This is a genomic window from Conexibacter woesei Iso977N, assembly GCF_000424625.1.
GTDB classification, from domain to species: Bacteria; Actinomycetota; Thermoleophilia; order Solirubrobacterales; family Solirubrobacteraceae; genus Baekduia; species Baekduia woesei_A.
In genome coordinates, this window is record NZ_AUKG01000002.1 from 708,495 (window position 1) to 734,236 (window position 25,742).

The window sequence follows — 25,742 nt, forward strand, 5'->3', positions numbered from 1 at the left end:
CGGTCGGCGGGAGACACGCGGTGTCGCGCTCTCACCGCCGCCGACCGGAAGGCCTCGCCGGCGCGGTTGCGGCTCAGCGCGCGCTTCCGCGCCGCGCCTACGCCTTCTCGCCCACGATCACCGCCAGGTCCTTCTCGGCCCAGGCGACCCGCGTCGTCAGGCCCGCGTCCTGCATCCAGCGGACCTGCTCGGCGAGCGTGCTCGGCCTGTCCCACTCGCCGTCGATGTGGGTCACGACGTCGGCGGGATCCTCCGGGACGACGAGGTCGCCGAGCACGAACCGGCCGCCCGGGTTCAGCACGGCGGCGACGCGCACGAAGAGGTCCGCCTTCGCCGGCCCGTCCAGGTGGTGGACGGCCAGCGCCGAGAAGACCGTGTCGAACGGCCCCGCCGGCAGCGGGTCCTCCAGGCGCTGCTGCAAGAACCTGACGGGCAGGTCGCTCAGCCGCGCGGCGGCGTCGGCGAGCATGTTCTCGGCCATGTCGATGCACAGGATCTGCGCGAAGTCGTTGGCATGCCAGGCCTGCAGCGTCGTGGCGCCGAGCCCGGTCCCGAGCTCCAGCCCCTGCCGGCCCGTCACCAACGCGGCGACCTCCCTCTGCAACCGGTCGTAGGCCGGGATGCCCTTGCGGATCATCGCGTCGTACATCTCGGGCTCGAAGCCCTCGTCGACGTCGAAGTCGGCGTAGTTGTGGGTGGTGAAGTCCGGGTTCCCCTGATCGCTCATCGACCGGGACGCTAAGGCCTGACGACCCACTTTGACAATCCACACGTTTGCACCAGTTCGGAACGGTCGAAGGCACCCAGCAACCCCCAACGATGCAGCAACGTGCACTCCAAAGCTCGCCTTGACACGCGCGCGAAAACGCGCATGCACCGCTGGACTCGACCCCCGTCGCCCCGCTACCCTGGACACGCACGCTGGACGGCTGCGGCGGGGAGAAATCTCGTCGAGGAAAGTCCGGACACCACAGGGCGCGGTGGTCGGCGCAAGTCGACCCGGCGAAAGCCGCGGGAAAGTGCCACAGAGACATACCGCCGATGGCGGGGCCGCACGTGCGCCCCGCACAGGCAAGGGTGAAAAGGTGCGGTAAGAGCGCACCGGCGTCATGGCGACATGGCGGCCAGGCAAACCCCACCGGGTGCAAGGCCAAGCAGGACCGTTCGTAGGCTGCCCGCCGAGGTCCAGGTCGGCTGCTCAGATGGATGGTCGTCCACGACAAGATCCGGCTTACAGGCGTGCTACAGCGGGGCCCCTTCCGACACCGGGAGGGGCCTCGCCATAGTCTCCGGCCCTCGTGCGCTTCTCGATCCTCCACGAGCTGCAGCTCCCTGGCCCCGCCGCGCGCGGCGCCGAGCAGCAACTCCTACAGGAAGCGCTGGAGCAGGTCGAGCTGGCCGACCGCCTCGGCTACCACGCGGTCTGGATCCCGGAACGGCACTTCCAGGAGGAGCGGTCGGGCGCCTCGGCGCCCGCGGTCTTCCTCGCCGCGGCCGCGGCGAGGACCAACACCATCAGGTTGGGCTACGGCCCGGTCCCGCTCGCGCTGCACGGCACGAACCCGACGTTCGTCGTGGAGAGCGCTTGCTCCCTGGACCTCGTGTCCGGCGGCCGCGTGGCGCTCGCGGCGGGTGAGTCGGTCGCCGGCGCCGAGCTGGGCGCCTTCGGCGTCGCGCGCGCCGACCAGCGCGCGCGGTGGCGTGCGGCGCTCGGCGTGGCCGCGCGAATGATGGTCGAGACGCCGTTCGCGGGCGGCGACGGGATGCCCGCGGCGCGTCAGGTGGTCCCGCGGCCGGTCCAAGCGCCGCACCCGCCGCTGTGGCTCGGCGGCGGGAAGCGCGCGACCGCGCGGGTGGCCGCCGAGGGCGGCCTCGGCGCGCTGCTGTTGACCCCGACCGATCCGGAACCCGTGAGGGACTGGGTCGACGAGTACTACGAGACATTGACCGAGTGCGTCCCACTTGGGTTCGCCGTGCACGCGTCGTTCGCGCTCGCGTTGCCGATGATGGTCCACGCCGACGAGGCCGAGGCGCTCGCCCGCGGCCTGGACGGCGCCCACTTCGACGCCTACGCGCGCGGCTACTACGAGTCCTTTGGCCGGCACCGGCCGGGACGGACGTCGGTGTGGGAGGAGTTCGAGGCGCGCCGGGACGACGTTGGGCTTGCGCGTTCCGCGATCGTCGCCTCCGGGGAGCCGCTGAGCGTGAGGGTCCTGCGCGGCGGCCTGGGCTCGCTGCGCGGCGCGATCGGGACGCCGGAGCAGGTCCGCGAGCTGGTCGCGCGTTACGACGACGCGGGGGTCGACGAACTGGTCCTGCACGTCGCCAGCGGCGGCGTCGCTCATCATGATGTCCTTGCTGCGCTGGAGCTGTTCGCGGCCGAGGTGATGCCGGCGTTCGCGGGTTCGCCGCGCCCGTCGCGCTTCACCGGCGCGGACGCCCGGCGCGCGCTGGAACGGCGCGAGGCACGGCAGGTTGTAGGGGTTGACGACGCCTTCGGGGCGGACGACGACGGCGCCGCTCCGGCGGCTGCCGCTGATACGGAGGTGGAAACGATGGGTATTACGGATCGATCAAAGTTCGTGGCCTTCCGGCGCGACATGGAGGCACGGGGTGAGAAGGCGTTCCAGGCGTTCGTCAGGCGCTCGGACGACGCGCGCCTAGAGAGGACGGTCGGGTCGGGCGCCGGCCTGCGCGTCATCTTCGCGACGATGGAGCGGCAGTTCGTCCCGGGGCGCGCGGGCGGGTTCACCGGCGACATCCAGTACAACCTGCGCGCGGCGGACGGGTCGGTGCGGTCGTGGACGGTGTCGATCGGCGGCGAGCCCCTGCGTGCGCGGGCGCGCGCGGGTGCTGCGGGCGGCGAGCCGAAGCTGACGATCACGCTCGCGGTGGCGGACTTCATCCGGATCGCGGGGCGCGATCTCGACCCGGTGCAGGCGGTCATGACGGGGCGCATGGAGCTGGCCGGGGACTTCGCGGTCGCGCTGAAGCTGGGGGAGATGTTCGGGCAGCCGGCCGCGTTCTGACGCGCGGCGGTTCGCTTCCGAACCGGACCTTGCATCCGTCCGGCGGCGATGCGAACATGTGTTCGCTGTGATCGTCGCCGTCCACCTTCCCCGATTCGAGCTCGTCATCGCCGCGGGTGGCCGCGCGGCCCTCGCGCGCGGGCCTGCCGCGCTGGCGCCGGAGCCGGGGCGGGAGCAGTGCGTGGGGGAGGTCTCGTCGTCGGCGGAGTCGTCCGGCGTGCACGCCGGGATGCGCCTCGGCGAAGCGCTCGCGCGCTGCCCGTCGCTGGCGCTGATCCCACCGGACCCGCTGGGCGTCGCCGACGCGTGGGAGAAGGTCCTCGCGCGCCTGGAGTCCGTCGGCGCGGCGGTCGAGAGCGAGGCCCCGGGCCTGGCGTTCTTCGACGCGCGCGGGCTGGCGCGGCTGCACGGCACGGGCTCTGGTGCTCGTGCGGATTCCGGCGCCGTCGTGATCCCGCTGCACGGTGGTGCTTCCGCGGCGGTCAGCCCCGGCGCGCCGCCGTGGCTCGGCGGGGTCATCGCGGCGACGCGGGGCGCGCTGCGGCTCCCGGCGCGGATCGGCGCGGGGCCGTCGCGGTTCTGCGCGCTGGCGGGCGCGATGCGGGCGCGGTCGCGGCGGGCCGAGGTCGTCGACGGCGCGCGGGCGCTGGCGGGTGAGCCGGTCACGCTGCTGCGGCAAAGGCCGGAGGTCGAGGCGCTCGTCCGGCCGCTGGAGCGGCTCGGGATCGGGACGCTCGGGCAGGTCGCGTCGCTCGGCCGCCCCGCGATGGCCGACCGCTTCGGGCGCGCCGGCGAGTTGGCCTATGACTTGACGCAGGGCCGCGACAGCGAGCTGCGGCCGCGGCAGCCCGGTGAGGTGCTGGAGGAGGTCCTGGAGCTTCCGGAGTCCGGCTCCGGTGCGCAGCTGGAGCGGGCGCTGGTGTTGTTGGTGGACAAGCTGCTGGCACGGCGTGAGCGCCGCGGGCGGACGCTGCGCGTCGTGGTCCTGGGCGCGCGGCTGGTCGAGGGCGGGACGTGGCGCGAGCGCGTCGTGTTCCGGGAGCCGCTGGCGGACCCGGTCCGGATGCGGCTCGTGCTCGGCCAGAAGCTGACGCAGCTGCCCGCTCCGGCGGAGGCGCTGCGGCTGACCGTCGAACGGTTCGGGACGGTCGGGACCGGCGCGCGCGCCCTGTTCGAGGACGGCTCGGCGCAGCGGACCGCCCGGATGCGCGAGGCGATCCGCCAGGCCCGCGCGGCCGCCGGGCCGGAGGCGGCGCTGCGCGTCGTGACGGTCGACCCGGACTCCCGGGTCCCCGAGCGCCAGTCGGTCCTGGCGCCCTACGAGCTGTGACCGCCACCGGCAGCCCCCGCCGCCTCAACGTCCCGCTGCCGGCAAAGGTCCGGGCCGACGCCCGCGGCCGCCCGCTGTCCGTCGACGGCCGCGCGGTCGACGCCGTCCGCGAATCCTGGGTCGTCGAAGACCGCTGGTGGACCGACGCACCTCTCCGCCGCCGCTACTGGGAAGTCGTGACGACCACCGGCGAGCTGCTCGTCCTCTTCCGCGAGCTGGACGGCGCCGGCGGCTGGCACCGCCAGCGCTGACGCGGCGTCGCGCCGCCGCGCGTCTCGTGCCGCGCGCTCACCTTGCGCGGCGCGCGCTTCTCGCTCGTCGCCCTGCGCGAAGGCGCAACGAACGTGTCTGGTTCCGCAGCACGTCTCGCTCCGCCCTCGGGCGTGGACATGAGACAGGGCGAAACGACAGGCACGGAGGGGCAGGCGTCGGTCGAGTGGATCGCGGTCGTTGCGGTGGTCGCGGTGCTGCTCGGCGCGACGGGGACCGCGCTCGCGCAGGCCGGGTTCTTCGGGCGCGGCGTCACGCGGCAGCTCGCGCGGGCGGTCTGCGTCGTCTCGGCGGGCGACTGCTGGCGCGATCGGGAGCCGTGCGTCGTCGCGTCCGACTCGAGGACCAGCAGCATCGCCGCCCAGGTCGTGCTCGTCACCCTCGGCGGCGGCAGGATCGCAGTTGTAGAACAACGCTCCGACGGCACCTACGCCGTGACCCGCGGGACCTCGAAGCTCCTCGCCATCCAGGCGACCGCCGGCCCCGAGCAGGGGCTCGCGCTCGCGGGCCTCGACGTCTCCGCGGCCGCGGCGCTCACCGCGTCCTACGGCGGCACCGCCGAGTCCGGCCAGACCTGGATCCTGCCGTCGAGCGCGGCTGTCAACCGCCTCCTCGACGGCCTCCGCAACCGCCCGGTCCTGAGCGGCGGCCGCGGTGCGCCGCTCGCCGTGATCCGCGGCTCCGCGCCGCCGCCGGACATCACCTACAACCAGCTCGCGACCGTCGCCTCCATCAACGCCTTCGCAGGCGCACACAGCGGCGACGACACGATCACCCTCGCCGGCGCCGACCTGCGCTTCGACCGCCTCGCGGGCACGCGCGTCGACCATCGCACCGGCCACCGGACGATCTACACCCAGGCGTCGTCGCGCATTCAGCTCGACGGTGCAGGCGTCCTCGGCCTGACGAGCACGACCGGTGGGGAGACCTACGCGGTCGAGCTCGACGCGGCCGGGCGACCCTTGGACCTCCGCGTCACCGCGACCGGCCGCTACGGCGGGACCGCCGATCTCCCGGACGCGCTGCAGCCCGTCGCCGGCCTGCTCGGCCCGGGCGCGCCGGAGGGCCGCGCGTTCGCGGTCGACGCCCACCTCGACCTCACCGATCCCGCCAACCTCGCCGCCGCGCGCGGCCTCCTGGACGCGATGCGCCCGCACTTCGGCTCACCCGCCGCGGCGACCCGCGCGCTGCGCGAGCGCCTCGCCGCGCACGGGACCGTCGAGGCACGCGTCGTCGACCGGTCCGAGGACACGGGTTCGAGGAGCCTCGGCCTCCCGATCGGCCCGCAGGTGAGGGTCGACTGGGGCCACACGAACGTCGCGACGCGCCTGCGCTCTGCGGTCTCGCGCGGCCTCGACGGCCAGTGGATCCCGCGCACCGGGTGCCTCGCATGACGGCGCGCAGGTTCGTGCAACGTTCTGTGATGTGTCTCCATTTGCGGGGGTTGCATCTCGTCCGGAGAGTATGCGAACATGTGTTCGTGTCGTCAAGTGCCTACACCGAGCTCCACTGCCACTCGGCCTTCTCGTTCCTGGACGGCGCCTCGCTGCCCGACGAGCTGGTCGCGACGGCGCTCGAGCGCGGGCACGAGGCGCTCGCGCTGACCGACCACAACTCGGTCTCGGGTTCGATGGAGTTCTCGCAGGCGTGCACGTCGCTGGGGCTGAAGGCGATCCACGGGGCGGAGGTCGACCTGGTCGACGACGCGACGGCCCGCGCGCAGCGCGAGGGCGCGCTGCTGTCCGACGCGGAGGCCGCCGGCGCCTGGAACCGGCACGTCACGCTTCTGGTGCGCGACGCGACCGGTTGGCGCAACCTCTGCAGGCTGCTCACGCGGGCGCACGCGCACACACGTGAGGTGCCCGGACGGCGCAAGGTGCTCGCGCCGGTGCTGACGGTCGCAGACCTCGCCGAGCACGCGTCCGGCCTCATCTGCCTGTCGGGCTGCGCGAGCCGCGGCGTCCACGACGAGCCGACCGCCCGCGCGCTGCTGAACGCGTTCGGGCCGGACGCGTTCCGGGTCGAGCTGCAGCGCCCGTTCGCGCGCAACGACCGCGGGCGCAACCGGATGTTGGAGGACTTGGCCAGGCGTCTCGGCGTTCCGTGCGTGGCGACCGGCAACGTCCACGCCCACGCGCCCGAGCGCGCGCGGCTGCAGGACGCGTTGGTCGCGATCCGCGAGCACACGTCGCTGGACGCCTCCGAGCCGCTGCGGCGCGGCAACCACACGCACGTACTCACGTCGCCCGAGGCGATGGCCGCGCGCTTCGAGGATCACCCGGACGCGGTGGCGGAGTCGCGGCGGATCTCGGACTCGATCGGCTTCAGCCTCGCCTCCGACCTCGGCTACCGCTACCCGGGGGCGGAGGATGACGACGCCGATCGCAAGCTGGCCGAGATCTGCGGGGCGTACTTCGACAGGCGCTACGGCCCGGGCGCGGCGGGCGTCGTCCACCAGCGTGCCGCCGCCGAGCGCCTCGACCGCGAGCTGGTGCTGATCCGCGACCTCGGCCTGTCCGGGTTCTTCCTCCTGCACCACGAGATGCTGGAGCTGGCGCGCGACGTCGCCCTCGAGGTCCGCGGCCGCGCGGCGGCGCGCTCGCTGCTGCCGCCGGGGCGCGGGCGTGGGTCTTCGGTGTCCTCGATCGTCTGCTACCTCACCGGCCTCTCGCACGTCGACCCGATCGCCAACGACCTGCTCATCGGGCGGTTCCTGAACGAGGACGTCACGGCGCTGCCCGACATCGACCTCGACTTCCCGCGCGACATCCGCGCCGTGCTGATCCCGCGGGTGCACGACCACTTCGGGCAGGACCGGGCGGCGCTGGTCGCGGCGTTCCCGACCTACCGCGCGCGTGGCGCGATCCGTGAGCTGGGCAAGGCGCTCGGCCTGCCGCCGGGGGAGATCGAGCGCGTCGCCCGGTCGTCGGAGGCGTTCTCGGCCCAGACCGTCGACCGCGACATCGCCGTCGCGCTCGGCGAAGGCCGCGAGCAGGAGGGACGCTGGCGTTGGCTGCACGAGCTGGCCGCCGAGGCACACGGTCTGCCGCGCCATCTCAGCCAGCACTCGGGCGGGATGATCGTCGCGACGCGCCCGCTGATCGACTGCTGCCCGGTCGTCCCCGCGGCGATGGAGGGGCGGCAGATGGTGATGTGGGACAAGGACTCCTGCTCGGACGCGGGGTTCCTGAAGATCGACCTGCTCGGGCTGGGGATGCTGTCGGCGGTCGAGCGCTGCGTCGAGGCGATCCACCAGCGCAGCGGCGAGCGGATCGACCTGTCGACGATCCCGATGGACGACCCGGCGACGTTCGAGTGCATCCAGAAGGCGGAGACGACCGGCGTCTTCCAGATCGAGAGCCGTGCGCAGATGGGGTCGCTGCGGCGTACGCGGCCGACGACGCTGCAGGACCTGACGATCCAGGTCGCGATCGTGCGGCCGGGGCCGATCGTCGGCGGCGCGGTCAACCCCTACATCGACCGGCTCCAGCGGAGGCGGGCCGACCCGTCCTACGAGATCCCCTACGAGCATCCATCGCTGAGGGGGCCGTTGGAGGACACGCTCGGGACGATCATCTTCCAGGACCAGGTCATCGAGGTCGCGCAGGCGTTCTCCGGGCTGTCGCCGGGGGAGGCCGAGGGGCTGCGGCGCGCGATGAGCCGCAAGCGGTCCGACGCGGCGATCGAGTCCTACCACGAGCGCTTCGTCGACAAGGCGCTGCGCAAGTGGCCCGACGTCGACGAGGCGCTCGCCGAGCGCGTGTGGACGATGGTCAAGGGCTTCTCGGGGTTCGGCTTCCCCAAGGCCCACGGCGCGGCGTTCGGGCTGCTGGCCTACCAGTCGACGTGGCTGCGCGTGCACCACGGGCCGGAGTTCCTGGCGTCGCTGCTCGACGAGCAGCCGATGGGCTTCTACCCGCCGGACGCGCTGGTCCACGAGGCGCAGCGGCGCGGGATCACCGTGCTGCCGCCGGACATCAACGCGTCGGAGGCCGAGTGCAAGGTGGTCGACGTCGACGACGCGGGCACCGCCGGCGTCCGGATCGGGCTCGGCTACGTGCTGGGCGTGCGGGGCGAGGACGTCGAGGCGTTGGTCGCGGCGCGCGCGGCGGCGGGGCCGTTCCGGTCGGTCGAGGACCTGGCCTCGCGCGCGGGCGCGGGCCGGACGTCGCTGGAGCAGCTCGCGTGGTCGGGCGCGTGCGACGAGCTGGCGGGCGGCTCGCGGCGGCGGGCGCTGTGGGAGCTCGGTGTGGCGGCACCGGGCAAGCGGCTGCTGACGTCGGTGGTCGGCGCGTCCGGGCGGCGCGTCCGGGCCGACCTGGGCACGCAGCTGGCACTGCCGCTCGAGGTGGGGGAGGCGCCCGCGCTGCCGGGGCTGACGGGGTGGGAGGCGATGATCGCCGACTACACGACGACCGGGCTGACGACGGCCGAGCATCCGCTGTCGCTGTTGCGGGGTGACCTGCGCGCGAAGGGCATGGTCGCGGCGGCCGAGCTGGAGCGCCGCTGGCACGGGACGCCGGTGAAGGTCGGCGGGCTGGTCGTCGCGCGGCAGAGGCCGGGGACCGCGAAGGGCGTGGTCTTCATGCTGATGGAGGACGAGACCGGGACGATCAACCTGATCGTGCCGCCGGACGTCTACGAGCGCGACCGGACCGTCGTACGCGCCGAGCCGCTGGTGTGGGCCGAGGGGATCATGGAGCGCCACGCCAACGGTGGCGGGGCGATCAACGTGGTGGTCAAGCGCCTCGTCCGCCTCGACGCGAGCGGCGCGCAGATGCAGGCCAAGCCCGCAGCCGACGTCGGCGTCCACCACGTGACGTCGGTGACCGGCGGGATCAGCGAGCAGCCGGCCGCGCAGGTCAAGGACTTCTCGATGCTCGACGCGATCGAGCTGGCCCGCCAGAACGCCCGCCGCGCCGCCGAAGCCGACGACGACCTCGCCGCGACCGGCACCGACGACTTCCGCGCCGTCGCCCCAGCGGCCCAGAGCTTCGCCTCGGGACGGCGTCGATGAGGCCGACACGCCGCTGTCGTTCGCTGCGCGACGAGCGCGCCGGCGAGGCCGGTAGCCGCTCGGCGCTGCTTCTCAGCGGACGTGCCGGCGAGGCGGGCGGCGGGTCGTTGTCCCTGCATGACGCGCCCTCGAACACGGCCCGGCGGCAGGGGATCGCGGTCCGTCGTTGCGGTCAAGACTTGCGTTGGGACCCGGGTCACCGGATAGGGTGCCGCTCGTGATCGGCACCCTGGTGTTCGTCCTCATCTTCCTGGCCATCGGCCTGTCGGTCGTCCTCGCGGCGATGCGCAGTGGCCGGAAGCCCGGCGGCAACGGCCCGGAGTCCCCCGGCAAGCGACGCGCGTGGGGGCTCGGCCTCGGCGTGGTGATGCTCGTGCTCGGCATCGGCCTCCCGGCGCTGGTGCTCATCACCAACAGCCACAGCCACGCGTCGGACGGCGCGGGCGGTGCGCACCTCAACGCGGCGGAGACGCACGGCCGCGCGCTCTTCGCGCGCAACTGCTCGACCTGCCACACCCTCGGCGGCTCGGCTGCCGTCGGCCGCGTCGGCCCGAACCTCGACACGCTCAACGGCGGCAACGTGCCCCAGGCCCTGGTCCTGAACGCGATCGCCAAGGGCCGCGCCCAGGGCAACGGCCAGATGCCGGCGGGCCTGCTCTACGGCGACGACGCCAAGGACGTCGCCGCCTACGTCGCCCGCGTCTCGGGCCGCTAAGCGCCGCCTGCTTCACCGCAGCGCGGCGCCTCGGTCGCCGAGGCGCACGCTGCTTCTCTGCGTCCGTCGGCGCCTGCTCGGCTTCCCGCCGCGCTGTGCGGCGATGCCGGTCGGTCCCCGCGCGCGGACCTTGTCAAGAGGCAATTCGCACGACCGTGGCAAGTCGTCCGCAGGTCGGTTCTGGGATGTCAAGGAGGCGTTTGTCGGAAGGTGCGGGGTGATTCCGTCCGATGGATCCCTGACTATGCCGTCAGTTGGCGCTTGCCATAACTCTGCGAGCTAGCAGGGGTTTTCGACGTTGCTACGATGCCGCCGTTCACTACCGCTGAATTCCCGCCCGGGCTCGCCCGGTTGGGAAGCGGGGGACCCGTGTTGTCTCGGGGCGAATCGTCTTGCACGTAGCGCCGCTCTTCAGGCGCGAGCCCGTCAGCTAACCCCGTAAGCCCAAGGAAGAGACTGAGGACACTTTCGATGCCATCGACGGACGCGCCCAACTGGTGGGCCGATGTGCAGCAGGAACGTGAGGATCTCGTGGGCCCGGGCCGTCGCCGCCCGGCCGAGGACTGGCTCGGCGAGGAGATCGACTTCGTCCCGCGCCGCCGCATGACCCGGCGCCGTGGCGCCGACGTCGCCCACGAGCGCGCCGAGGCCGCCACCGCCGCCGAGCAGGCCGAAGCCGACGCCGGCCACCCGCTCCACGGTGTCTTCGTCCCGACCACCGACGCCGAGATCGCCCGCGCGGCCGCCGAGTCCGCCGCCCGCGCGGCCGGGACCGACCGCGTCGTCGAGCTGACCTCCAACACGTCCGGCTCCCGCACGATCGAGCTGACCGGCGGCGCCGACACGTCCGGCTCACGCACGATCGAGCTGACGATGGCCGACGACGTCGTCCTCGCCGAGGCCCCGGCCGACGTCGCCCACGAGCTGGCGCACCTCAGCGCCGCCGACGACCCCTTCGCGTCGCCCCCGCCGCCCGCCGGCGCGCGCCGCACGGTCCAGATCAAGGGCCGCCCGACGCACCTCGGCCTGCCGTCGATGGCCCAGCGCCACAGGGGCCGGACCGCGTCGGACCGCGTCGGACCGCGTCCCGACCGCATCGCGCTCTGGGCCGTCGCCCTCGGCGCGATCCTGATCCTGCTCGCGGCGATGACGTCCTCCTCGCAGGCCGCCGTCCGCGCGCCCCGGATCTACGCGCCGGCCGTCAGCGCCCACGTGGTGCACGTCCACCACACGGCGCCCGTCCGCGCCTTCAAGCACCGCTAGCTCGACTCCTGGCCGCCTCCGGGCGGCTGTTCGGCCACAGAGGGACCCTGCGACCGCGGCACGCCACCGCGGTCGCCTGTCCCTGCCGCCGACGCGGAGGGGAGCGGTGCGCCGCGTGCGCGGTGCGCCTCGACACATCGGCGCCGATCTTCCGACCGGCGTGACAGCCGCGATCCTCTAGGGTCCACGGCCATGACCGACAAGCCGCGCACTGTCGAGGACGTGAAGGCACTCGTCGAGCAGCATCAGCTGCGCTTCGTCCGCCTGTGGTTCACGGACATCCTCGGGCAGCTCAAGTCGTTCAGCATCAACGCGGGCGAGCTCGGGGATGCGTTCGAGAACGGGATGGGCTTCGACGGCTCGTCGATCACGGGCTTCAACGCGATCGAGGAGTCCGACATGATCGCCATGCCGGACCCGAGCACCTTCGCGATCCTCCCGTGGCGCCCCGAGGAACAGGGCGTCGGCCGCGTCTTCTGCGACGTCCTCACGCCCGAGCGCACGCCGTACGAGGGCGATCCGCGCCACGTCCTCCGCCGCGCGCTGGAGCGCATGCGCTCGATGGGCTTCGACACGTTCAACGTCGGTCCCGAGCTCGAGTACTTCCTGTTCCGCGACAAGAACGGCACCGAGGTCCTCGACGAGGGCGGCTACTTCGACCTCACGACGCTCGACGCCGGCTCCGACGTCCGCCGCGAGACCGTCCTGGCCCTGGAGCAGCTCGGCATCCACGTCGAGTACTCCCACCACGAGGTCGGCCCCTCGCAGCACGAGGTCGACATGCGCTTCGCCGACGCACTGAAGATGGCCGACGACTGCATGACCTACCGCATCACGGTCAAGGAGTACGCCATGAAGTACGGCTGGCATGCGACGTTCATGCCCAAGCCGCTCTTCGGCGAGAACGGCTCCGGCATGCACACGCACATGAGCCTGTTCAAGGACGGGTCCAACGCGATGTTCGACGCCGACGACCCCTACTTCCTGAGCGACATCGGCAAGGCGTTCATCGCCGGCCAGCTCAAGCACGCGCGTGAGATCAGCTCGATCTTCGCCCAGTGGGTCAACTCCTACAAGCGGCTTGTGCCGGGATACGAGGCGCCGGTCTACGTCGCCTGGTCGCGCCGCAACCGCTCAGCGTTGGTGCGCGTTCCGCTCTACCATCCCGGCAAGGAGAAGGGCACCCGGATGGAGCTGCGCTGCCCGGACCCCGCGTGCAACCCCTACTTGACGTTCGCCGCCCTGCTGCAGGCGGGCCTCGAGGGCATCGAGAAGGGCTATGAGTTGCCCGAGCCGATGGAGAAGAACCTCTACCACTTGTCGCCCGACGAGCGCAAGCGCCTGGGCATTGAGCAGCTTCCCGAGACGCTCGGAGAGGCCGTGGAGCTGACCGCCGAGTCCGAGCTGGTGCTGCGGACGCTCGGCGAGCACATGTTCAACCGCTTCATCGAGATCAAGCGCCAGGAGTGGGAGGACTACCGCGTCCAGGTGACGCAGTGGGAGCTCGACCGCTACCTGCCGGTCCTCTAGTCCTCCAACAACTCGCGCAGGGCGGCCGGGTCGGTGACCGGCCGCCGGCAGGCGAAGCGCTCGCAGACGTAGGCCGCCGCGGCGCCGTCGACCGGGGTCCGGCCGTCCATCAGCGGGACGCCGTCGCCGGGCGAGCCGGCGAGGACGAGCCCCGGCCGCAGCCGTTCCCGGACGACCGCGGCGAGGGGCGCGAGGGGCGAGGCGGGCGGAGCCGCGGCGTCGGAGGGTGAGGCGGCGGCGTCGGGCGAAGGCGCGGCGCCGGAGGATGACGCGGCGGCCTCAGGCGCCGCGAGGGCGACTTCGCGGGAGGGGTGGATCGCGAGGTCGAGGGCTACGAGGGCGTAGGCGAAGGCCTGCGGGTGCGTGCCCATGAGGGGGGCGACGAGGCGGAGGTGGGACTCGGCGGCGTCCGCGTACTTGGACTCGCCGGTGAACGCCGCGAGGCGGAGCAGGCCGACCGCGGCGGACGACGATCCCGACGGGGTCGGGTGGTCCTCGATGTCGCGGCGGCGGACGAGCAGCTCCTCGTGGTCGTCGGACGTGGAGAAGAAGCCGCCGTGCTCGGGCTCGGAGAAGTGCTCCAACATACGGTCGCCGAGACCCTGCGCGAGCGCGAACCAGCGCGGGTCGAAGGTCGACTCGTAGACCTTCAGGAACGCCTCCAGCAGGTAGGCGTGGTCCTCCAGGTACCCGTTGAGCTTCGCGGCGCCGTCCTTCCAGGTGCGCAGGACGCGGCCGTCATCCATCAGCGAGTCCGCGACGAACCCCGCCGCCCCGGTCGCGATCGAGATGTAGTCCTCGCGCCCGAGGACCGCGCCCGCCTCGGCGAACGCGCTGATCGCCAGCGCGTTCCAGGACGCGAGGCGCTTGTCGTCCAGCCCCGGCCGGACCCGCGGTGCGCGGGCGGCGAACAGCGCGCTCCGGATCCGCTCCCGGACCTCCGGCGCCGGCTCCGGCCCGCGCCCCGTCAGGACGTTGAGGCCGGGCGCCGGGTGGTGCGGGTCGACGAAGTTGCCGTCATCGGTCGCGCCCAGCCACGCCAGCGCCGCCTCGACGTCGCCCGCGGAGGAACGCGAGCCGGGCGCGGCGTCGTCGCCGGGCGCAGTGGCGGCGTCGGGCGCAGTGGCGGCGCCGGGCGCCGCGTCGCCGCCGGGAGCGTCCCCGCCGGCCGCAGCGGCAGCGGCCTCGAGCACCTCGCGCAGCTCCGCGACCGTCCACACGTAGAACCTGCCCTCGACACCCTCGGAGTCCGCGTCCAGCGCCGCGTAGAACCCGCCCTCCGGGCCGCGGAGCTCGCGGGCGATGAAGTCGAGCGTCTCCTCGCACACGCGGCGGAACAGGCGGTCGCCGGTCATCTGCCAACCGTGCAGGTACGCCCGCGCGAGCAGCGCGTTGTCGTACAACATCTTCTCGAAGTGCGGGACGGTCCACTCGCCATCGACGGCGTAGCGGGCGAAGCCGCCGCCGATCTGGTCGTAGATCCCGCCGCGGGCCATGGCACGCAACGTCGCGCCGGCCATGTCACCCGCCTTGGCCGCCCAGGACCCGCCACGCGCTGCGACCGTCCACAACAACAACAACGAAGCCGACGGCGGGAACTTCGGCGCGCCGCCGAAGCCGCCCTCGGCCGCGTCGAACGCGGCGCGCAGGTTGCGCACGGCGTCGTCCAGCGGCTCGCGACCCAACGCATCCGGCGACGGCCGCAGCGACGTGGTCGAGCCCAGGCGCTCCGCCATCCGCGCACCCGCCGCCTCGATCTCCCCGCGCTTGTCCCGCCACGCGTCCGCGACCGCCTCCAGCACCGCCGGCCACGCCGGCATGCCCTGCCGCGGTCCCGGCGGGAAGTACGTCCCGCCGTAGAACGGCACCTGGTCCGGCGTCAAGAACACGTTCAACGGCCAGCCGCCGTGGCCGGTCATCATCTGGACGGCCTCCATGGCAATGGCATCAACATCCGGCCGCTCCTCGCGGTCGACCTTGACGCACACGAACCACCTGTTCATCAACTCGGCCACCGCCGGGTCCTCGAACGACTCGCGCTCCATGACGTGGCACCAGTGACACGCCGAGTACCCGATGGACACCAACAACGGCCGTCCGGACTCCCGCGCCTCGCGCAGCGCCTCCGGACCCCACGGCCGCCAGTCGACCGGGTTGTCCTTGTGCTGCAACAAGTAGGGGGACGACTCGTGTGCCAGCGCGTTGGCCATGGGCAGACGCTAGCGCTCGCCCGCCGCCCGCCCTACCGGATCGGCTTGTGCGCCCTCGCCAGCGCCTCGGCGACCGTCGGGAGCCCCGACGCTCCCACCGACGCCGTGCCCGCGATCCGCACCTTGCGCCCGTTCAGCCGTCCCGAGACCGAGCCGCCGCCGGCGACCAGGCGCAGCGTCCCGGCCAGCGCGCCGCCGCCGTGGACCGTCACGTTCGCGACGCCCTTCCGGGTCACCTTCCCGGACACCACGATGCCCGGCACGTACTGGTACTTGTTCAGCTTGTAGGACCCGTCCGCGCTGACCGTCACGTTGCCCGCGCGCAGGCCGCCGACGTGCTTCGGCACCGCGTCGAACGCGAGCACGTCACCGACGATCTGGTACCGCGCGTCGTTCAGGGTCTCCTTGACGGCGTTGATCGTCCGCGTCGTCCTCGACTTGCCGGTGACCCTGCTGAACCGCGTCGGCGGCTTGATCGTCACCGGGTACGGGTTCGGCTCGGCCCTGCACGGTCCCGCGGTCCCGCCGCCGAAGAACGCGGCCAGCGCGCCCTGCGTGCAGGCGCTGTTGTCCGACGCGTCGCTGGTCGTGGTCGAGTGCCCCGTCCACGGCACCTCGACGACCTGCGCCCCCGGGATCTGCGCGCCGACGGCCTGGGCGTCGCCGATCGGCGTCCGGACGTCCATCTGCCCGTCGAGGACCAGCGTGCGCACGCCCGGCAGCGCGGCGACGGGCGCCGGCGCGGCGCTCGCGTCCGGCCACCCGAGGCACGCCGGGATCGCCCCGGACGCGGTCAGCCCCGCGGTCGTGCTGAACGGCCCGAACGAGCCGGCCGGGAGCGCATGAGCGGCCGCGATGATCTCCGACTGGCGCTGGTCGACGCCGGCGTTGCGCGTCCACGCGAACGGGGACTCCTCGCAGGTCGTCGCGAGGTACAGCGCCTCCGAGATGTCGTCCTCGGTCGCCTGGTGGGTGACGCCACCGACGCCCGCGCGAGCGCGAGCACCCTGGTAGCCCACCGTGAGCCCCTCCGACCGCACGACCAGCCGCGCCAGCGGTGTCGCGTCGCCCCTCAACGCGGCGCGCATGGATCCGGGCAGCTCCGAGCGCAGCAGCGGGTTGAGGTCACCGGCGATCAGGATGTTCAAGAGGTCGGACTCCTGGATCCCGCCCGGGATCCGCGCCTTGATGCCGCTCGACGCCACCGCGCGGGCCGACAGCGGCCTCCTGTTGAGGCGCTTGACCAGCGCGGTCAGGTCCCTCGTGACGCTCTGCGTCGCGTGCTCGCACGCGTGGTTCGCGCACAGCTCGCTCAGGACGCGCGGGATCGCCGTCAGCGTCGAGCGGGAGAACGGGTCCGGGCCGTCGGTCCTGACCACGCTGTCCAGCACCAGCGCCTCGACGTTCTGCGGGTACGCCGCCGCGTACTCCTCGGCGACCTTGGTCCCGTACGACACGCCGTACAACACCAACTTGCTGTACCCGCCCGCGATCCGCAGCGCCTCGATGTCGGCCACCGAGTCCGCCGTCCGGTAGAAGCCGCGCCCCGCGCCGAGCTCCGTCGCGCAGCCGGCCGAGCGCTGGGACTGCGAGCGCAGCGACGGGTCGCTCAGCGACCTGCACCTCAGCGGCCCGGACCTGCCGGTGCCGCGCTGGTCGAAGACGAGCAGGTCGCGCGTCGCGAGCGCCGGCGCCATGATCTTCGCGAAGTCCTCGGCCAGCGGCACCGCCGACTGGCCCGGCCCGCCGGCCAGCGGGACGAGCGCCACGCCGCCCGGGTTCGACGACGCCGCCACGCGCGTGACGTCGAGCGAGACGGTCCCCGGGACCGCGCCGGAGCGGTCGAGCGGGACGTCGACCCTGGCGCACTGGAAGCCGGTCGGCGTGCATGCCGCCCACGGGATCGCCGCCGAGGCGTTCGCGGCGAAGGCCACGCACAGGAAGAGGCCCAGCGCGATCGCCGGGACCAACGCGCGGGCAGGGGAGGACAGGCGATGAGCGGGCATCAAGCGCGGACGGTAGCGTCAGTACCTGAAAAGCGTCGAAGGGAAACAGAAGGTGACCTCTCCAGAACGTCAGCCGATCACCGCAGGTGACGCGCCCGCGGCCGTCGGGCCGTACAGCCACGCCGTCAAGTCCGGCGGGTTCCTGTTCCTCAGCGGTCAGACGCCGCTGGACCCGGCGACCGGGAAGCTCGTCGAGGGCGACATCGGCGAGCACACGCGCCAGTGCCTGCGCAACCTCACCGCGGTCTGCGAGGCGGCCGGCGCGTCGCTGAGCAACGCCGTGCGCTGCGGGATCTACGTGACCGACATCTCCACCTTCGGCGACGTCAACGCCGCCTACGCGGAGTACTTCCCGGAGAACCCGCCCGCGCGCTCGACGATCGGCGTCGCGTCGCTGCCGGTCGGCGCGCAGGTCGAGATCGACGCGATCGTCGCGCTGTAACGGACGAGGCATCACTACGTCCGCCACCGACATCACCGTCACCGCCGACGACGTCGCGCGCGCCCGCGCCGCGATCGGCGACGTGGCGCGCCGGACCCCGGTCCTGCCGTCCGCCACGCTCTCCGAGCGCACGGGCGGCGACGTCGTCCTGAAGGCCGAGTCGCTGCAGCGCACCGGCGCGTTCAAGCTGCGCGGCGCGCTGAGCAAGCTGCACGCGCTCGGCGAGGGCTGCGCGTCCGGCGTGGTGTGCGGCAGCGCGGGCAACCACGCGCAGGCGCTGGCCTTCGCGGCCCGCGCGCGCGGGGTGCCGTGCGAGGTCTTCATGCCCGACGGCGCGCCGATCGCGAAGGTCGAGGCGACCGCCGCGCTCGGCGCCCGGGTGATCCTGGGTGGGTCGAGCGTCGACGACTGCCTCGTCCTCGCGCGTGAGCGCGCCGCCGAGGCCGGGATGGCGTTCGTGCACCCGTTCGACGATCCCGACATCGTCGCGGGCCAGGGCACGCTCGGGTTGGAGCTCCTGGAGGACATCCCGGACCTCGCGACGGTCGTCGTCCCGGTCGGCGGCGGCGGGCTGGCGTCCGGCGTCGCGATCGCGGTGAAGTCGGCGCGTCCGGACGTCCGGGTCGTGGGTGTGCAGGTCGAGACGGTCGCGGCATATCCGGCGTCGTTGCGGGCCGGGACGCCGATCGGCGTCGACAGCGCGCTGACGATCGCCGACGGCATCGCGGTCAAGAAGCCGGGCGAGCTGACGCTGCGCCTGATCGGGCAGTGGCTGGACGACGTCGTCGTGGTCTCCGAGGACGCGGTCGCCGAGGCGATGGTGATGTTGTTGGAGAAGGCCAAGCTGGTGGTCGAGGGCGCGGGCGCAGTCGGCGTCGCGGCGCTGCTCGGCGGGCAGGTCGAGGCCGCCAGGACCGGGACGACCTGCGCGATCCTGAGCGGCGGCAACGTCGACGCCGGGCTGCTCGCCGCGGTCGCGAGGCGCAACGAGACCGAGGCGGGGCGCCGGCGCGTCCTGCTCACGCGTGTCCCGGACCGCCCGGGCGCGCTCGCGGCGCTCCTGGACTGCGTGGCGAACGAGGGCGCGAACATCGTCGACGTCGCGCACATGCGCGAGGGGATCGGCCTGCACGTGCGCGAGACCGGCGTCCAGCTGACGATCGAGACGCGCTCGCGCGAGCACGCCGACACCGTCGTCGCGGCGATCCGCGCGGCGGGCTACGGCGTCTCGCAGCACCCGGAAGCCGAATAGCGCTCGTAGCGGGAAAGCCCGCCCGGTCCCTCCGAGCCGTGTGCTTGCATCCTCGACCCCATGTCCCAGGTCGACAAGCTCCAGCAGGCTGAAGAAGACCTCGCGCAGATGCGCGAGGAGGCCGCGAAGGCCGCCAAGGAGGAGGCCCGCCAGGACCTCCAGAAGGCGCCGTTGAGCGACACGGCGAAGAAGGCGCACCAGAGCGTGGTCGCGCCGCTCTCGCAGGTCAAGACGATGGTCAACATGCGCGTCGGCCAGCTGCCCGACCTGCACGAGCTGGCCGTGTCGATCAAGGAGACCGGGCTGCTGCACCCGCCGCTGGTGCGCGCCACCGGCGACGACGACACGCCCTACGAGCTGCTCGCCGGCCGCCGCCGGTTCGGCGCGATGACGCTGCTCGACGAGGCCGAGGGCGCGCGCGAGGACTGGCGCTTCACGCTCATCGACGGCATCTCCAAGCGCGAGGCGCTGACGATGCAGTTCGCCGAGAACTTCCACCAGTCCAAGCCGGAGCCGGTGCAGTTCGCGCGCGCTGCCCGCGCGATCATGGCCGAGGATCCGTCGCTGACCGCGGCCGAGGTGTCCCGGCTGGTCGGCGCGCCGCTGGCGTGGACGCGCAAGTCGCTGAAGCTGCTGGACCTGCCGGAGGGCGTGGTGACGCGCGTCGAGGAGGGCGACCTGTCGTTCACGGTCGCCGACATCGTCCGGCGCGGGATCGCCCGCGGCGATGTGAGTGCCGAAGAGGCGACCGAGCTGGTCGAGCAGGCGACCAAGGGCGAGATCTCGACCGCCGGGTTGAAGCTCGGCGTCGGCTACGTGCCGCCCAAGCCGAAGAACTACGAGGAGGAGTCGAGGAAGCTCGACGAGGCGCGCTGGGCGGCGAACCGCGAGAAGGGGCTCGGCAAGGACCAGGACGCCGATCAGCGCGACTGGGACGGCGGGGCTTCGAGCGGCGGCGCCAACGGGTCCCAGGGCGGCCCGATCCGCGACGGCGGCGACCTCGCCGGCGGACCCCAGACGCACCGCATCGTCGCCTCCTTCGGCGGCGACCGCGACGCGGCCGAGGGCGCGCCGATCGAGGTCGACGTCACCGACCTCGACGCCTACATCCTGGGCCTCGTCCTGTCCCGCGTCGCCACCGCCGACCACCGCTCCCACCTCGGCGTCGAAGGCGGCCACGAAGCGACGCAGGAGTACGCCTACTCCCTGCACCCCAACCGCCGCCTCGAGGTCCTCCGCGCCCTGGGCGCCGAGATCCTGGCGAGCGACCCGCTGCCGCCGAAGGCGCTGCGGGCGCTGCTGCCGGCCTAGGCGTCGCGGCTGCGGCGATCGGTGAGGTCCAGGCGGGCGGGCGGGGTGCCCGTGCCGCGGATGCGGACGTCGAGGCGGCCGCGCCGGTCGGTCCATACGGCGATCCACACGCCGCCGCCGCTGAGCATGAGGAAGGACTGCTCGGGGCCGCCGTGGATCGTCGCCGGCAGCGCGGCGGCGACCGCCTCGAGCGCGGCGCGGCCGGCGGTACGGGCGTCGCCGCTCGACGAGAGGGTCCGTTCGAGCAGGTCACGGGCCTCGCGCTCGGGGTCGTGGATCGGGAACCCGCCTTCGCCACCGGTGACGTCGACCGCCGTGTCGCCTCGGCGCAGCTCGACCGAGAGCGCCGCGTCCTCATCGCCGCCGACCTGACCGACGTCCGGGTCCGCGCCGAGGGCGTCATCCCAGAGCACGGGCACCTTCGCGCCGCGAAGCACCCGCGCGTCCCACCCCGCGGGGTTGAAGTCCCAATCCCCGTCCTCGATCTCGCCGAGCGAGACGGACACCCAGCTCTCGCCGTGGTCCGACTCGGTGGGTGACGCCGGCCGCACCTCCTCGCCCTCGGCGTCCGCGAACACCACCGGCGGCAGCCCGCCGCGCGCGCCGTGGGGCAGCAGGCACGCCCACAGCTCGCCCGCGACGGTCGCGTCGTGCCACGCGTCATGGAGGTCCTGCACGCGCGCGGAGACGGCGCCGTCGGGCAGGACGCCGCCGACGACCGTCACGTCCGTATTGCCGTCCGTCGCCACGCCCGGCCCGACGCCCTGGCCGCCCCTGCGTCGCAGATCGGCCGTGAGGATCCGGCGGGCGCTGATCCCGGCCGCGATGCCGTCCGGGCGGACGAGCGTGAGCAGCGCGTCGTCGGGTACCGTCGACTCCCCGCCGCCGCGCGCCGTCAGGAGCCCGAGCCGCTCCCACTCGGCCGCCGTCTCGGCATCGAGCTGCGCGCAGCTGGTCCTCGAGTGGCGTCGCTTGGCCGTCCTCGAAGTCGTCCCAGACGACCGGCACGCCCCAGGCCGCGGCCAGGCGCGCGGTCAAGGCGTAGAAGAAGACGTGCGCCAGCTCCCACGCGTCGCGCTCGGCGATCAGCGCCAGCAGCGCCTCGCCGGGCTCGCGCAGCGCCGGGTCCGCGTAGACGTCCGGCCATTCCAGCTCGTGCATCGCGACCTCGTAGGTCCCGACCATCCAAAGGACCTCGCCGGGCGGGACCAGCGACGGCGAACGGGCGGTCACGGCCTTGGCGGGCGCGCCCCAGTGCGACGCGTCGGCGCCGTCCCAGTAGACCGGCAGCACGACGGCGACCGCCGGCTCGTCGAGCACGCGCACGTCCGGCGTCTTGGCCACGTAGGCCGCGGCGACCGCCTCCGCGAGGCGGTCGACCAGAGCTTGCTCATCGTCGTCGATTGCGCGGTGTCCCGGAGCGGTCACGCCCCGAGCGTGCCCTACTCCGGGGTCACGTACGCGCCGGACAGGCCGCCGTCCACGAGGAACGTCGTGGCCGTCATGAAGGACGACTCGTCGCTGGCCAGGAACACGACGCCGCCGGCGATCTCCGACGGCCTGCCGAAGCGGCCCATCGGGACGTGGACCAGCCGCCGCGCCGCGCGCTCCGGGTCCTTGGCGAACAGCTCCTGCAGCAGCGGCGTGTCGATCGGGCCGGGGCACAAGGCGTTGACGCGGACGCCGCGGCGCGCGAACTCCACGCCCAGCTCGCGGGTCAGGGCCAGGACGCCGCCCTTGGACGCGGTGTAGGAGATCTGCGACGTCGCCGCGCCCATCACCGCCACGAACGACGCGGTGTTGATGACCGACCCGCCGCCGCCCTCGAGCAGGTGCGGGATCCCGTGCTTGCAGCACAGGAACACCGACTTGAGGTTGACGTCCTGGACCCGCTGCCACGCCTCCAGCGACGTCTCCAGCACGCTCGTGTCGTCGTCGGGCGAGATGCCGGCGTTGTTGAACAAGATGTCGACGCGCCCGAACTCCTCGGCGACCTGGGCGTACATCTGCTGGACGGCGAACTCCTCGGTGACGTCGACCGCCAGCGCCAGGTCGCCCGGCGCGCCCTCGATCAGATCGACCCCTACAACTTTCGCGCCCTCGCGCTGGAAGGCCTCCACGGTGGCGGCGCCGATCCCGCCCGCCGCGCCGGTGATCACTGCGACCTTGCCTTCGAGACGTCCGGGCACTACGGGGTTCCTTCCGTGTTGATGTAGATGGTCTTGACCTCGGTGTAGGCGTCGGTCGCGTGCGGCCCCAGCTCGCGCCCGTAGCCGGACTGCTTGAAGCCGCCGAAGGGCGTGTTGACGCGCACCGAGGAGTTGGAGTTGATCGACAGGTTGCCGCTCTCCACGGCCCGGGCGACGCGCAGCGCCTTGGCGCCGTCCCGGGTCCAGATCGAGCCGGAGAGCCCGTAGATGGTGTCGTTGGCGAGCGCGATCGCCTCGGCCTCGGTGTCGAACGGGACGATCACCGCGACCGGCCCGAAGATCTCGTCCACGACCGCGGGGTGGTCGAGCGGGACCGGCCACAGGACCGTCGGCGGGAACCAGAAGCCGGGACCGTCGGGCGCGGAGCCCTGGATCGCGACCTCGACGCCGCCGTCGACGAACGCGCTGACCGACGCGCGCTGGTCCGCGCTGATCAAGGGCCCCATCTCGGTCGCGGGGTCCAAGGGGTCACCCACGCGGATCGACTCCACCGCGCCCTGCAAGTGCGACAGGAAGTCATCGACCGCGGACCGCTCCACGAGGATCCGCGAGCGCGCGCAGCAGTCCTGGCCCGCGTTGTCGAACACCGCCCACGGCGCGGCCTCGGCAGCGGCGCGCACGTCCGCATCCGCGAACACCACGTTCGCCGACTTGCCGCCCAGCTCCAAGGTCACGCGCTTGATCGTCCCCGCGGCGCCCGCGGCGATCGTCCGGCCGACCTCGGTGGAGCCGGTGAACGCGACCTTCGCCACGTCCGGGTGCTCGACCAGCCGCGTCCCGCACGTCCGGCCGGGGCCGACGACGACGTTCACCACGCCCTCGGGCAGCCCCGCCTCCAGGACCAACCCAGCGAACCGCACCGCCGTCAGCGGCGTCAGCTCCGCCGGCTTCAACACCACCGTGTTGCCCGCCGCCAGCGCCGGCGCCATCTTCCAGCACGCGATGTTCAGCGGGAAGTTCCACGGCGTGATCAGCCCGATCACGCCCATCGGCTCACGCTCGGTGAACGCGAGGCCGCCGGCCACCGGGATCGTCTCACCATTCGGACGCTCCACAGCGCCCGCGAAGTAGCGGAACGTCTCGATCGCCATGCCGATCTCACCCCGCGCCGAAGCCAGCGGCTTGCCGGCGTTGCGCGCCTCCAGCAGCGCCAGCTCCTCCCAGGCGCCCTCCATCGCCTCGACCACGCGCCGCAGCAGCCGCGCGCGGTCGCCCGGCGCGACGGCGCGCCACGCCGGGAACGCGCGCCGCGCCGCCGCGACGGCGGCGTCGACCTCGTCGACGCCGCCTCGGGCGATGGTGTCCAGGGTCTGCTCGGTGGCGGGCTCGAGAACCGTGAGGGTCTCGGCGGACACCGCCTACGCCCCGGCGGGTGCCGCGGCCGGACCGCCGGTCGCCGGCCCGTCGCCCGGGCCCTCGCCCAGCTCCGCCTCGAGCTCCTGCACCGTGTGCCGCGGCCCGGTGAACGTGTGCCGCGCGCTGAGCAGCCACCACAGGCCGACGAGGAGGAACACGCCGCCGGTCACGACCGGGGTGTAGTTGAACAGCGACCAGTCGAAGTCGCTCTCCCACGGCACGCCGGAGGAGCTGAACGGCATGTTGAAGCCGATGACCACGATGATCGCGACCTCCGCGACCGCCAACAGGTTCATCCACCTGTACTTGTTGCCCAGCGTCCAGGGGCCGGGGACGAACGACGAGCCCGCGCGCCAGCGCAGGTAGATCGGGATCACGTAGGCGATGTACAACCCGATCACCCCGATCGACACGACCGCGGTGAACGCGACCGTCAGGCCGTCCTTGTTGCCCTTCAGCGCCGGCAGCGTGAGGATCAGCGCCAGGACCGCGACCGCGATCACGGCGTTGAACGGGACCCGCTTGCTGTCGACCTTGCTCCACAGGCGCCAGCCCGGGACCGCGCCGTCACGCGAGAAGGCGTACATCATGCGCGACGCGCTGGTCATGCACGACATGCCGCAGAACAGCTGGCCGATGACCGCGATGATCAGGATGAACTTCACCCAGCCGCTGCCCATCGAGCTCTCGAACACCGCGAACACGGTGCCGCCGCCGGCGGTGACGGCCTTCTCGTTGGACGCCGCGAACGTGATCGCCAGCAGCACGACGTAGCCGATCACCGCGCTGTAGAAGACCGAGCGCCAGACCCCCTTCGGCGCCGATTCCGCCGCTCCGTGGGTCTCCTCCGATACGTGCGCCGACGCGTCGAACCCGGTGATCGTGTACTGCGTCAGCAGGAACCCGAGTGGGAGCACGTACCACCAGAACATGCCGTGGCCGAAGCCCGAGTTGTTGATGGTGTGGGTGAAGACGAAGTCGGCCGACGCATGCTTGCTCGGCGCGAAGATCAACACCAGGACGATCGCGGCGACGCCGAGGACGTGCCACCACACCGACACGCCGTTGAGCATCGCGACGAGGTGGCTGCCGCGGATGTTGATCGCGACGTGCAGGCACAGGATCAGCGCGAAGAGGATGAACGTCTCACGCAGCCCGTGGGCGGTGTCGCCGAAGTTCAACCCCAGGACGTTGACCCTGTAGAGGCCGAGGATCACGCCGAGGAACTGCCCGGCGAAGTAGTCGACCGACGCCACGATCGCGATCAACCCCAATAGGTTGAACCAGCCCGTGAACCAGCCCCACACTGGACCGCCGAGCTTGGCCGCCCACCAGTAGATGCCGCCCGCCGTCGGGTACGCCGAGACCAGCTCCGACATGCAGAAGGCGATGATGAGGATGAACGCCGAGATGATCGGCCAGCCCCACGAGATCGCGACCGGTCCACCGTTGTTCCACGCCTGGTAGTAGGTCGTGAAGCACCCGGCAAGGACCGAGATGATGGTGAACGAGATCGCGAAGTTCTGGAAGCCGCTCCACGAGCGGTTCAGCTCCTGCTTGTACCCCAACTCCGCCAGCCGCTGCTCGTCGCTTGAAGCGCGAGCAGCCACGTCGACGTCAGCCATGCGCGTGCATCCCTCTCCGAAAAGGTGTGAACAGCCATCCTTAGGGATGGCGGCGCGAATGTACGCCGGGCCGCGGACGGAAGTCAAGTGCCGATCGCCACGATCGCGTATGAACGTCCTTCGACATCCGGTCGAAGCCGGGCGGCGGGCGCCGGGTCGTGTGGCATGGTGTCCGG

General features: G+C 72.7%; 19 protein-coding genes, 1 other RNA gene and 1 riboswitch. Of the genes, 12 read left to right on the plus strand and 8 right to left on the minus strand.

What is annotated here, in order from left to right; genetic code table 11:
• Positions 1-97 precede the first annotated feature (97 nt).
• Positions 98-727 carry a class I SAM-dependent methyltransferase gene (locus H030_RS0115720; protein WP_081690846.1) on the minus strand — a complete coding sequence of 210 codons (630 nt, stop codon included), beginning with the start codon at positions 725-727 and terminating at the stop codon, positions 98-100.
• A gap of 189 nt (positions 728-916) precedes the next feature.
• Between H030_RS0115720 and rnpB the strand changes: the two genes are divergently transcribed.
• The 9 genes from rnpB (at position 917) to glnA (ending at position 13,154) form a co-directional block, all read left to right on the plus strand.
• Positions 917-1,247, plus strand: an RNA gene (rnpB, locus tag H030_RS37680) — RNase P RNA component class A.
• Between the two features lie 51 nt (positions 1,248-1,298).
• On the plus strand, positions 1,299-3,029 hold the full coding sequence (locus H030_RS37250; RefSeq protein WP_051222847.1) for an LLM class flavin-dependent oxidoreductase: 1,731 nt from the start codon (positions 1,299-1,301) through the stop codon (positions 3,027-3,029).
• A gap of 67 nt (positions 3,030-3,096) precedes the next feature.
• Positions 3,097-4,359: a hypothetical protein gene (locus H030_RS0115730; RefSeq protein ID WP_027006804.1), complete on the plus strand. Its 1,263-nt coding sequence runs from the start codon at positions 3,097-3,099 to the stop codon at positions 4,357-4,359.
• Complete coding sequence (locus tag H030_RS0115735; RefSeq protein WP_027006805.1) at positions 4,356-4,610, plus strand: hypothetical protein; 255 nt, start codon at positions 4,356-4,358, stop codon at positions 4,608-4,610. Before H030_RS0115730 ends, H030_RS0115735 begins: the two co-directional genes overlap by 4 nt.
• 138 nt (positions 4,611-4,748) lie before the next feature.
• Positions 4,749-6,023 carry a hypothetical protein gene (locus H030_RS0115740; RefSeq protein WP_027006806.1) on the plus strand — a complete coding sequence of 425 codons (1,275 nt, stop codon included), beginning with the start codon at positions 4,749-4,751 and terminating at the stop codon, positions 6,021-6,023.
• Between the two features lie 86 nt (positions 6,024-6,109).
• Positions 6,110-9,646 (plus strand): DNA polymerase III subunit alpha, encoded by a 3,537-nt coding sequence (locus H030_RS32660; RefSeq protein ID WP_231398451.1) that lies wholly within the window; start codon positions 6,110-6,112, stop codon positions 9,644-9,646.
• Between the two features lie 217 nt (positions 9,647-9,863).
• Positions 9,864-10,361 (plus strand): c-type cytochrome, encoded by a 498-nt coding sequence (locus H030_RS37255; RefSeq protein WP_155892075.1) that lies wholly within the window; start codon positions 9,864-9,866, stop codon positions 10,359-10,361.
• A gap of 313 nt (positions 10,362-10,674) precedes the next feature.
• A riboswitch (cyclic di-AMP (ydaO/yuaA leader) is annotated at positions 10,675-10,821 on the plus strand.
• Between the two features lie 11 nt (positions 10,822-10,832).
• Entirely contained in the window at positions 10,833-11,624 is a 792-nt protein-coding gene (locus tag H030_RS0115755) for a hypothetical protein (protein ID WP_155892076.1), read from the plus strand.
• 192 nt (positions 11,625-11,816) lie between these two features.
• Positions 11,817-13,154 (plus strand): type I glutamate--ammonia ligase, encoded by a 1,338-nt coding sequence (glnA, locus tag H030_RS0115760; protein ID WP_027006808.1) that lies wholly within the window; start codon positions 11,817-11,819, stop codon positions 13,152-13,154.
• Here the strand turns inward: glnA and H030_RS0115765 are convergent.
• Entirely contained in the window at positions 13,151-15,364 is a 2,214-nt protein-coding gene (locus H030_RS0115765; protein WP_027006809.1) for a thioredoxin domain-containing protein, read from the minus strand. The two genes, glnA and H030_RS0115765, sit on opposite strands and share 4 nt — an antisense overlap.
• A gap of 32 nt (positions 15,365-15,396) precedes the next feature.
• The gene (locus tag H030_RS0115770) at positions 15,397-17,370 is read right to left on the minus strand and encodes an alpha/beta fold hydrolase (RefSeq protein WP_081690848.1); all 1,974 of its coding nucleotides are present in this window, start codon (positions 17,368-17,370) and stop codon (positions 15,397-15,399) included.
• A gap of 52 nt (positions 17,371-17,422) precedes the next feature.
• On the opposite strand from H030_RS0115770, the gene H030_RS0115775 reads away from it, so the two are divergent.
• The 3 genes from H030_RS0115775 to H030_RS0115785 all read left to right on the plus strand — a co-directional run bounded on the left by H030_RS0115775 (position 17,423) and on the right by H030_RS0115785 (position 20,375).
• Complete coding sequence (locus tag H030_RS0115775) at positions 17,423-17,812, plus strand: Rid family detoxifying hydrolase (protein WP_051222852.1); 390 nt, start codon at positions 17,423-17,425, stop codon at positions 17,810-17,812.
• A gap of 82 nt (positions 17,813-17,894) precedes the next feature.
• Positions 17,895-19,064: a threonine ammonia-lyase gene (ilvA, locus tag H030_RS0115780; RefSeq protein WP_231398452.1), complete on the plus strand. Its 1,170-nt coding sequence runs from the start codon at positions 17,895-17,897 to the stop codon at positions 19,062-19,064.
• 60 nt (positions 19,065-19,124) lie between these two features.
• Entirely contained in the window at positions 19,125-20,375 is a 1,251-nt protein-coding gene (locus tag H030_RS0115785) for a ParB/RepB/Spo0J family partition protein (RefSeq protein ID WP_027006813.1), read from the plus strand.
• Here the strand turns inward: H030_RS0115785 and H030_RS0115790 are convergent.
• The 5 genes from H030_RS0115790 to H030_RS32670 are packed head-to-tail and all read right to left on the minus strand — an operon-like array spanning position 20,372 to position 25,566.
• Entirely contained in the window at positions 20,372-21,100 is a 729-nt protein-coding gene (locus tag H030_RS0115790; protein ID WP_027006814.1) for a hypothetical protein, read from the minus strand. The two genes, H030_RS0115785 and H030_RS0115790, sit on opposite strands and share 4 nt — an antisense overlap.
• Positions 21,036-21,803, minus strand: coding sequence for a hypothetical protein (locus tag H030_RS0115795; RefSeq protein ID WP_027006815.1), 768 nt, complete (start codon positions 21,801-21,803; stop codon positions 21,036-21,038). The genes H030_RS0115790 and H030_RS0115795 overlap by 65 nt, the downstream gene beginning before the upstream one ends.
• A 14-nt stretch (positions 21,804-21,817) precedes the next feature.
• Positions 21,818-22,564, minus strand: a complete 747-nt coding sequence (locus H030_RS0115800) for a 3-oxoacyl-ACP reductase (RefSeq protein ID WP_027006816.1) — start codon at positions 22,562-22,564, stop codon at positions 21,818-21,820.
• Entirely contained in the window at positions 22,564-23,940 is a 1,377-nt protein-coding gene (locus H030_RS0115805; protein WP_027006817.1) for an aldehyde dehydrogenase family protein, read from the minus strand. The genes H030_RS0115800 and H030_RS0115805 overlap by 1 nt, the downstream gene beginning before the upstream one ends.
• A gap of 3 nt (positions 23,941-23,943) precedes the next feature.
• Entirely contained in the window at positions 23,944-25,566 is a 1,623-nt protein-coding gene (locus H030_RS32670) for an amino acid permease (protein ID WP_051222854.1), read from the minus strand.
• Positions 25,567-25,742: the final 176 nt, after the last annotated feature.

What these genes read in the sequence shown, in the direction of transcription:
- H030_RS0115720 (WP_081690846.1), bottom strand. Translation starts at nt 727, where the DNA reads ATGAGCGATCAGGGGAACCCGGACTTCACCACCCACAACTACGCCGAC.
- H030_RS0115740 (WP_027006806.1), top strand. Translation starts at nt 4,749, where the DNA reads ATGAGACAGGGCGAAACGACAGGCACGGAGGGGCAGGCGTCGGTCGAG.
- H030_RS0115755 (WP_155892076.1), top strand. Translation starts at nt 10,833, where the DNA reads ATGCCATCGACGGACGCGCCCAACTGGTGGGCCGATGTGCAGCAGGAA.
- glnA (WP_027006808.1), top strand. Translation starts at nt 11,817, where the DNA reads ATGACCGACAAGCCGCGCACTGTCGAGGACGTGAAGGCACTCGTCGAG.
- H030_RS0115765 (WP_027006809.1), bottom strand. Translation starts at nt 15,364, where the DNA reads ATGGCCAACGCGCTGGCACACGAGTCGTCCCCCTACTTGTTGCAGCAC.
- H030_RS0115770 (WP_081690848.1), bottom strand. Translation starts at nt 17,370, where the DNA reads ATGCCCGCTCATCGCCTGTCCTCCCCTGCCCGCGCGTTGGTCCCGGCG.
- H030_RS0115785 (WP_027006813.1), top strand. Translation starts at nt 19,125, where the DNA reads ATGTCCCAGGTCGACAAGCTCCAGCAGGCTGAAGAAGACCTCGCGCAG.
- H030_RS32670 (WP_051222854.1), bottom strand. Translation starts at nt 25,566, where the DNA reads ATGGCTGACGTCGACGTGGCTGCTCGCGCTTCAAGCGACGAGCAGCGG.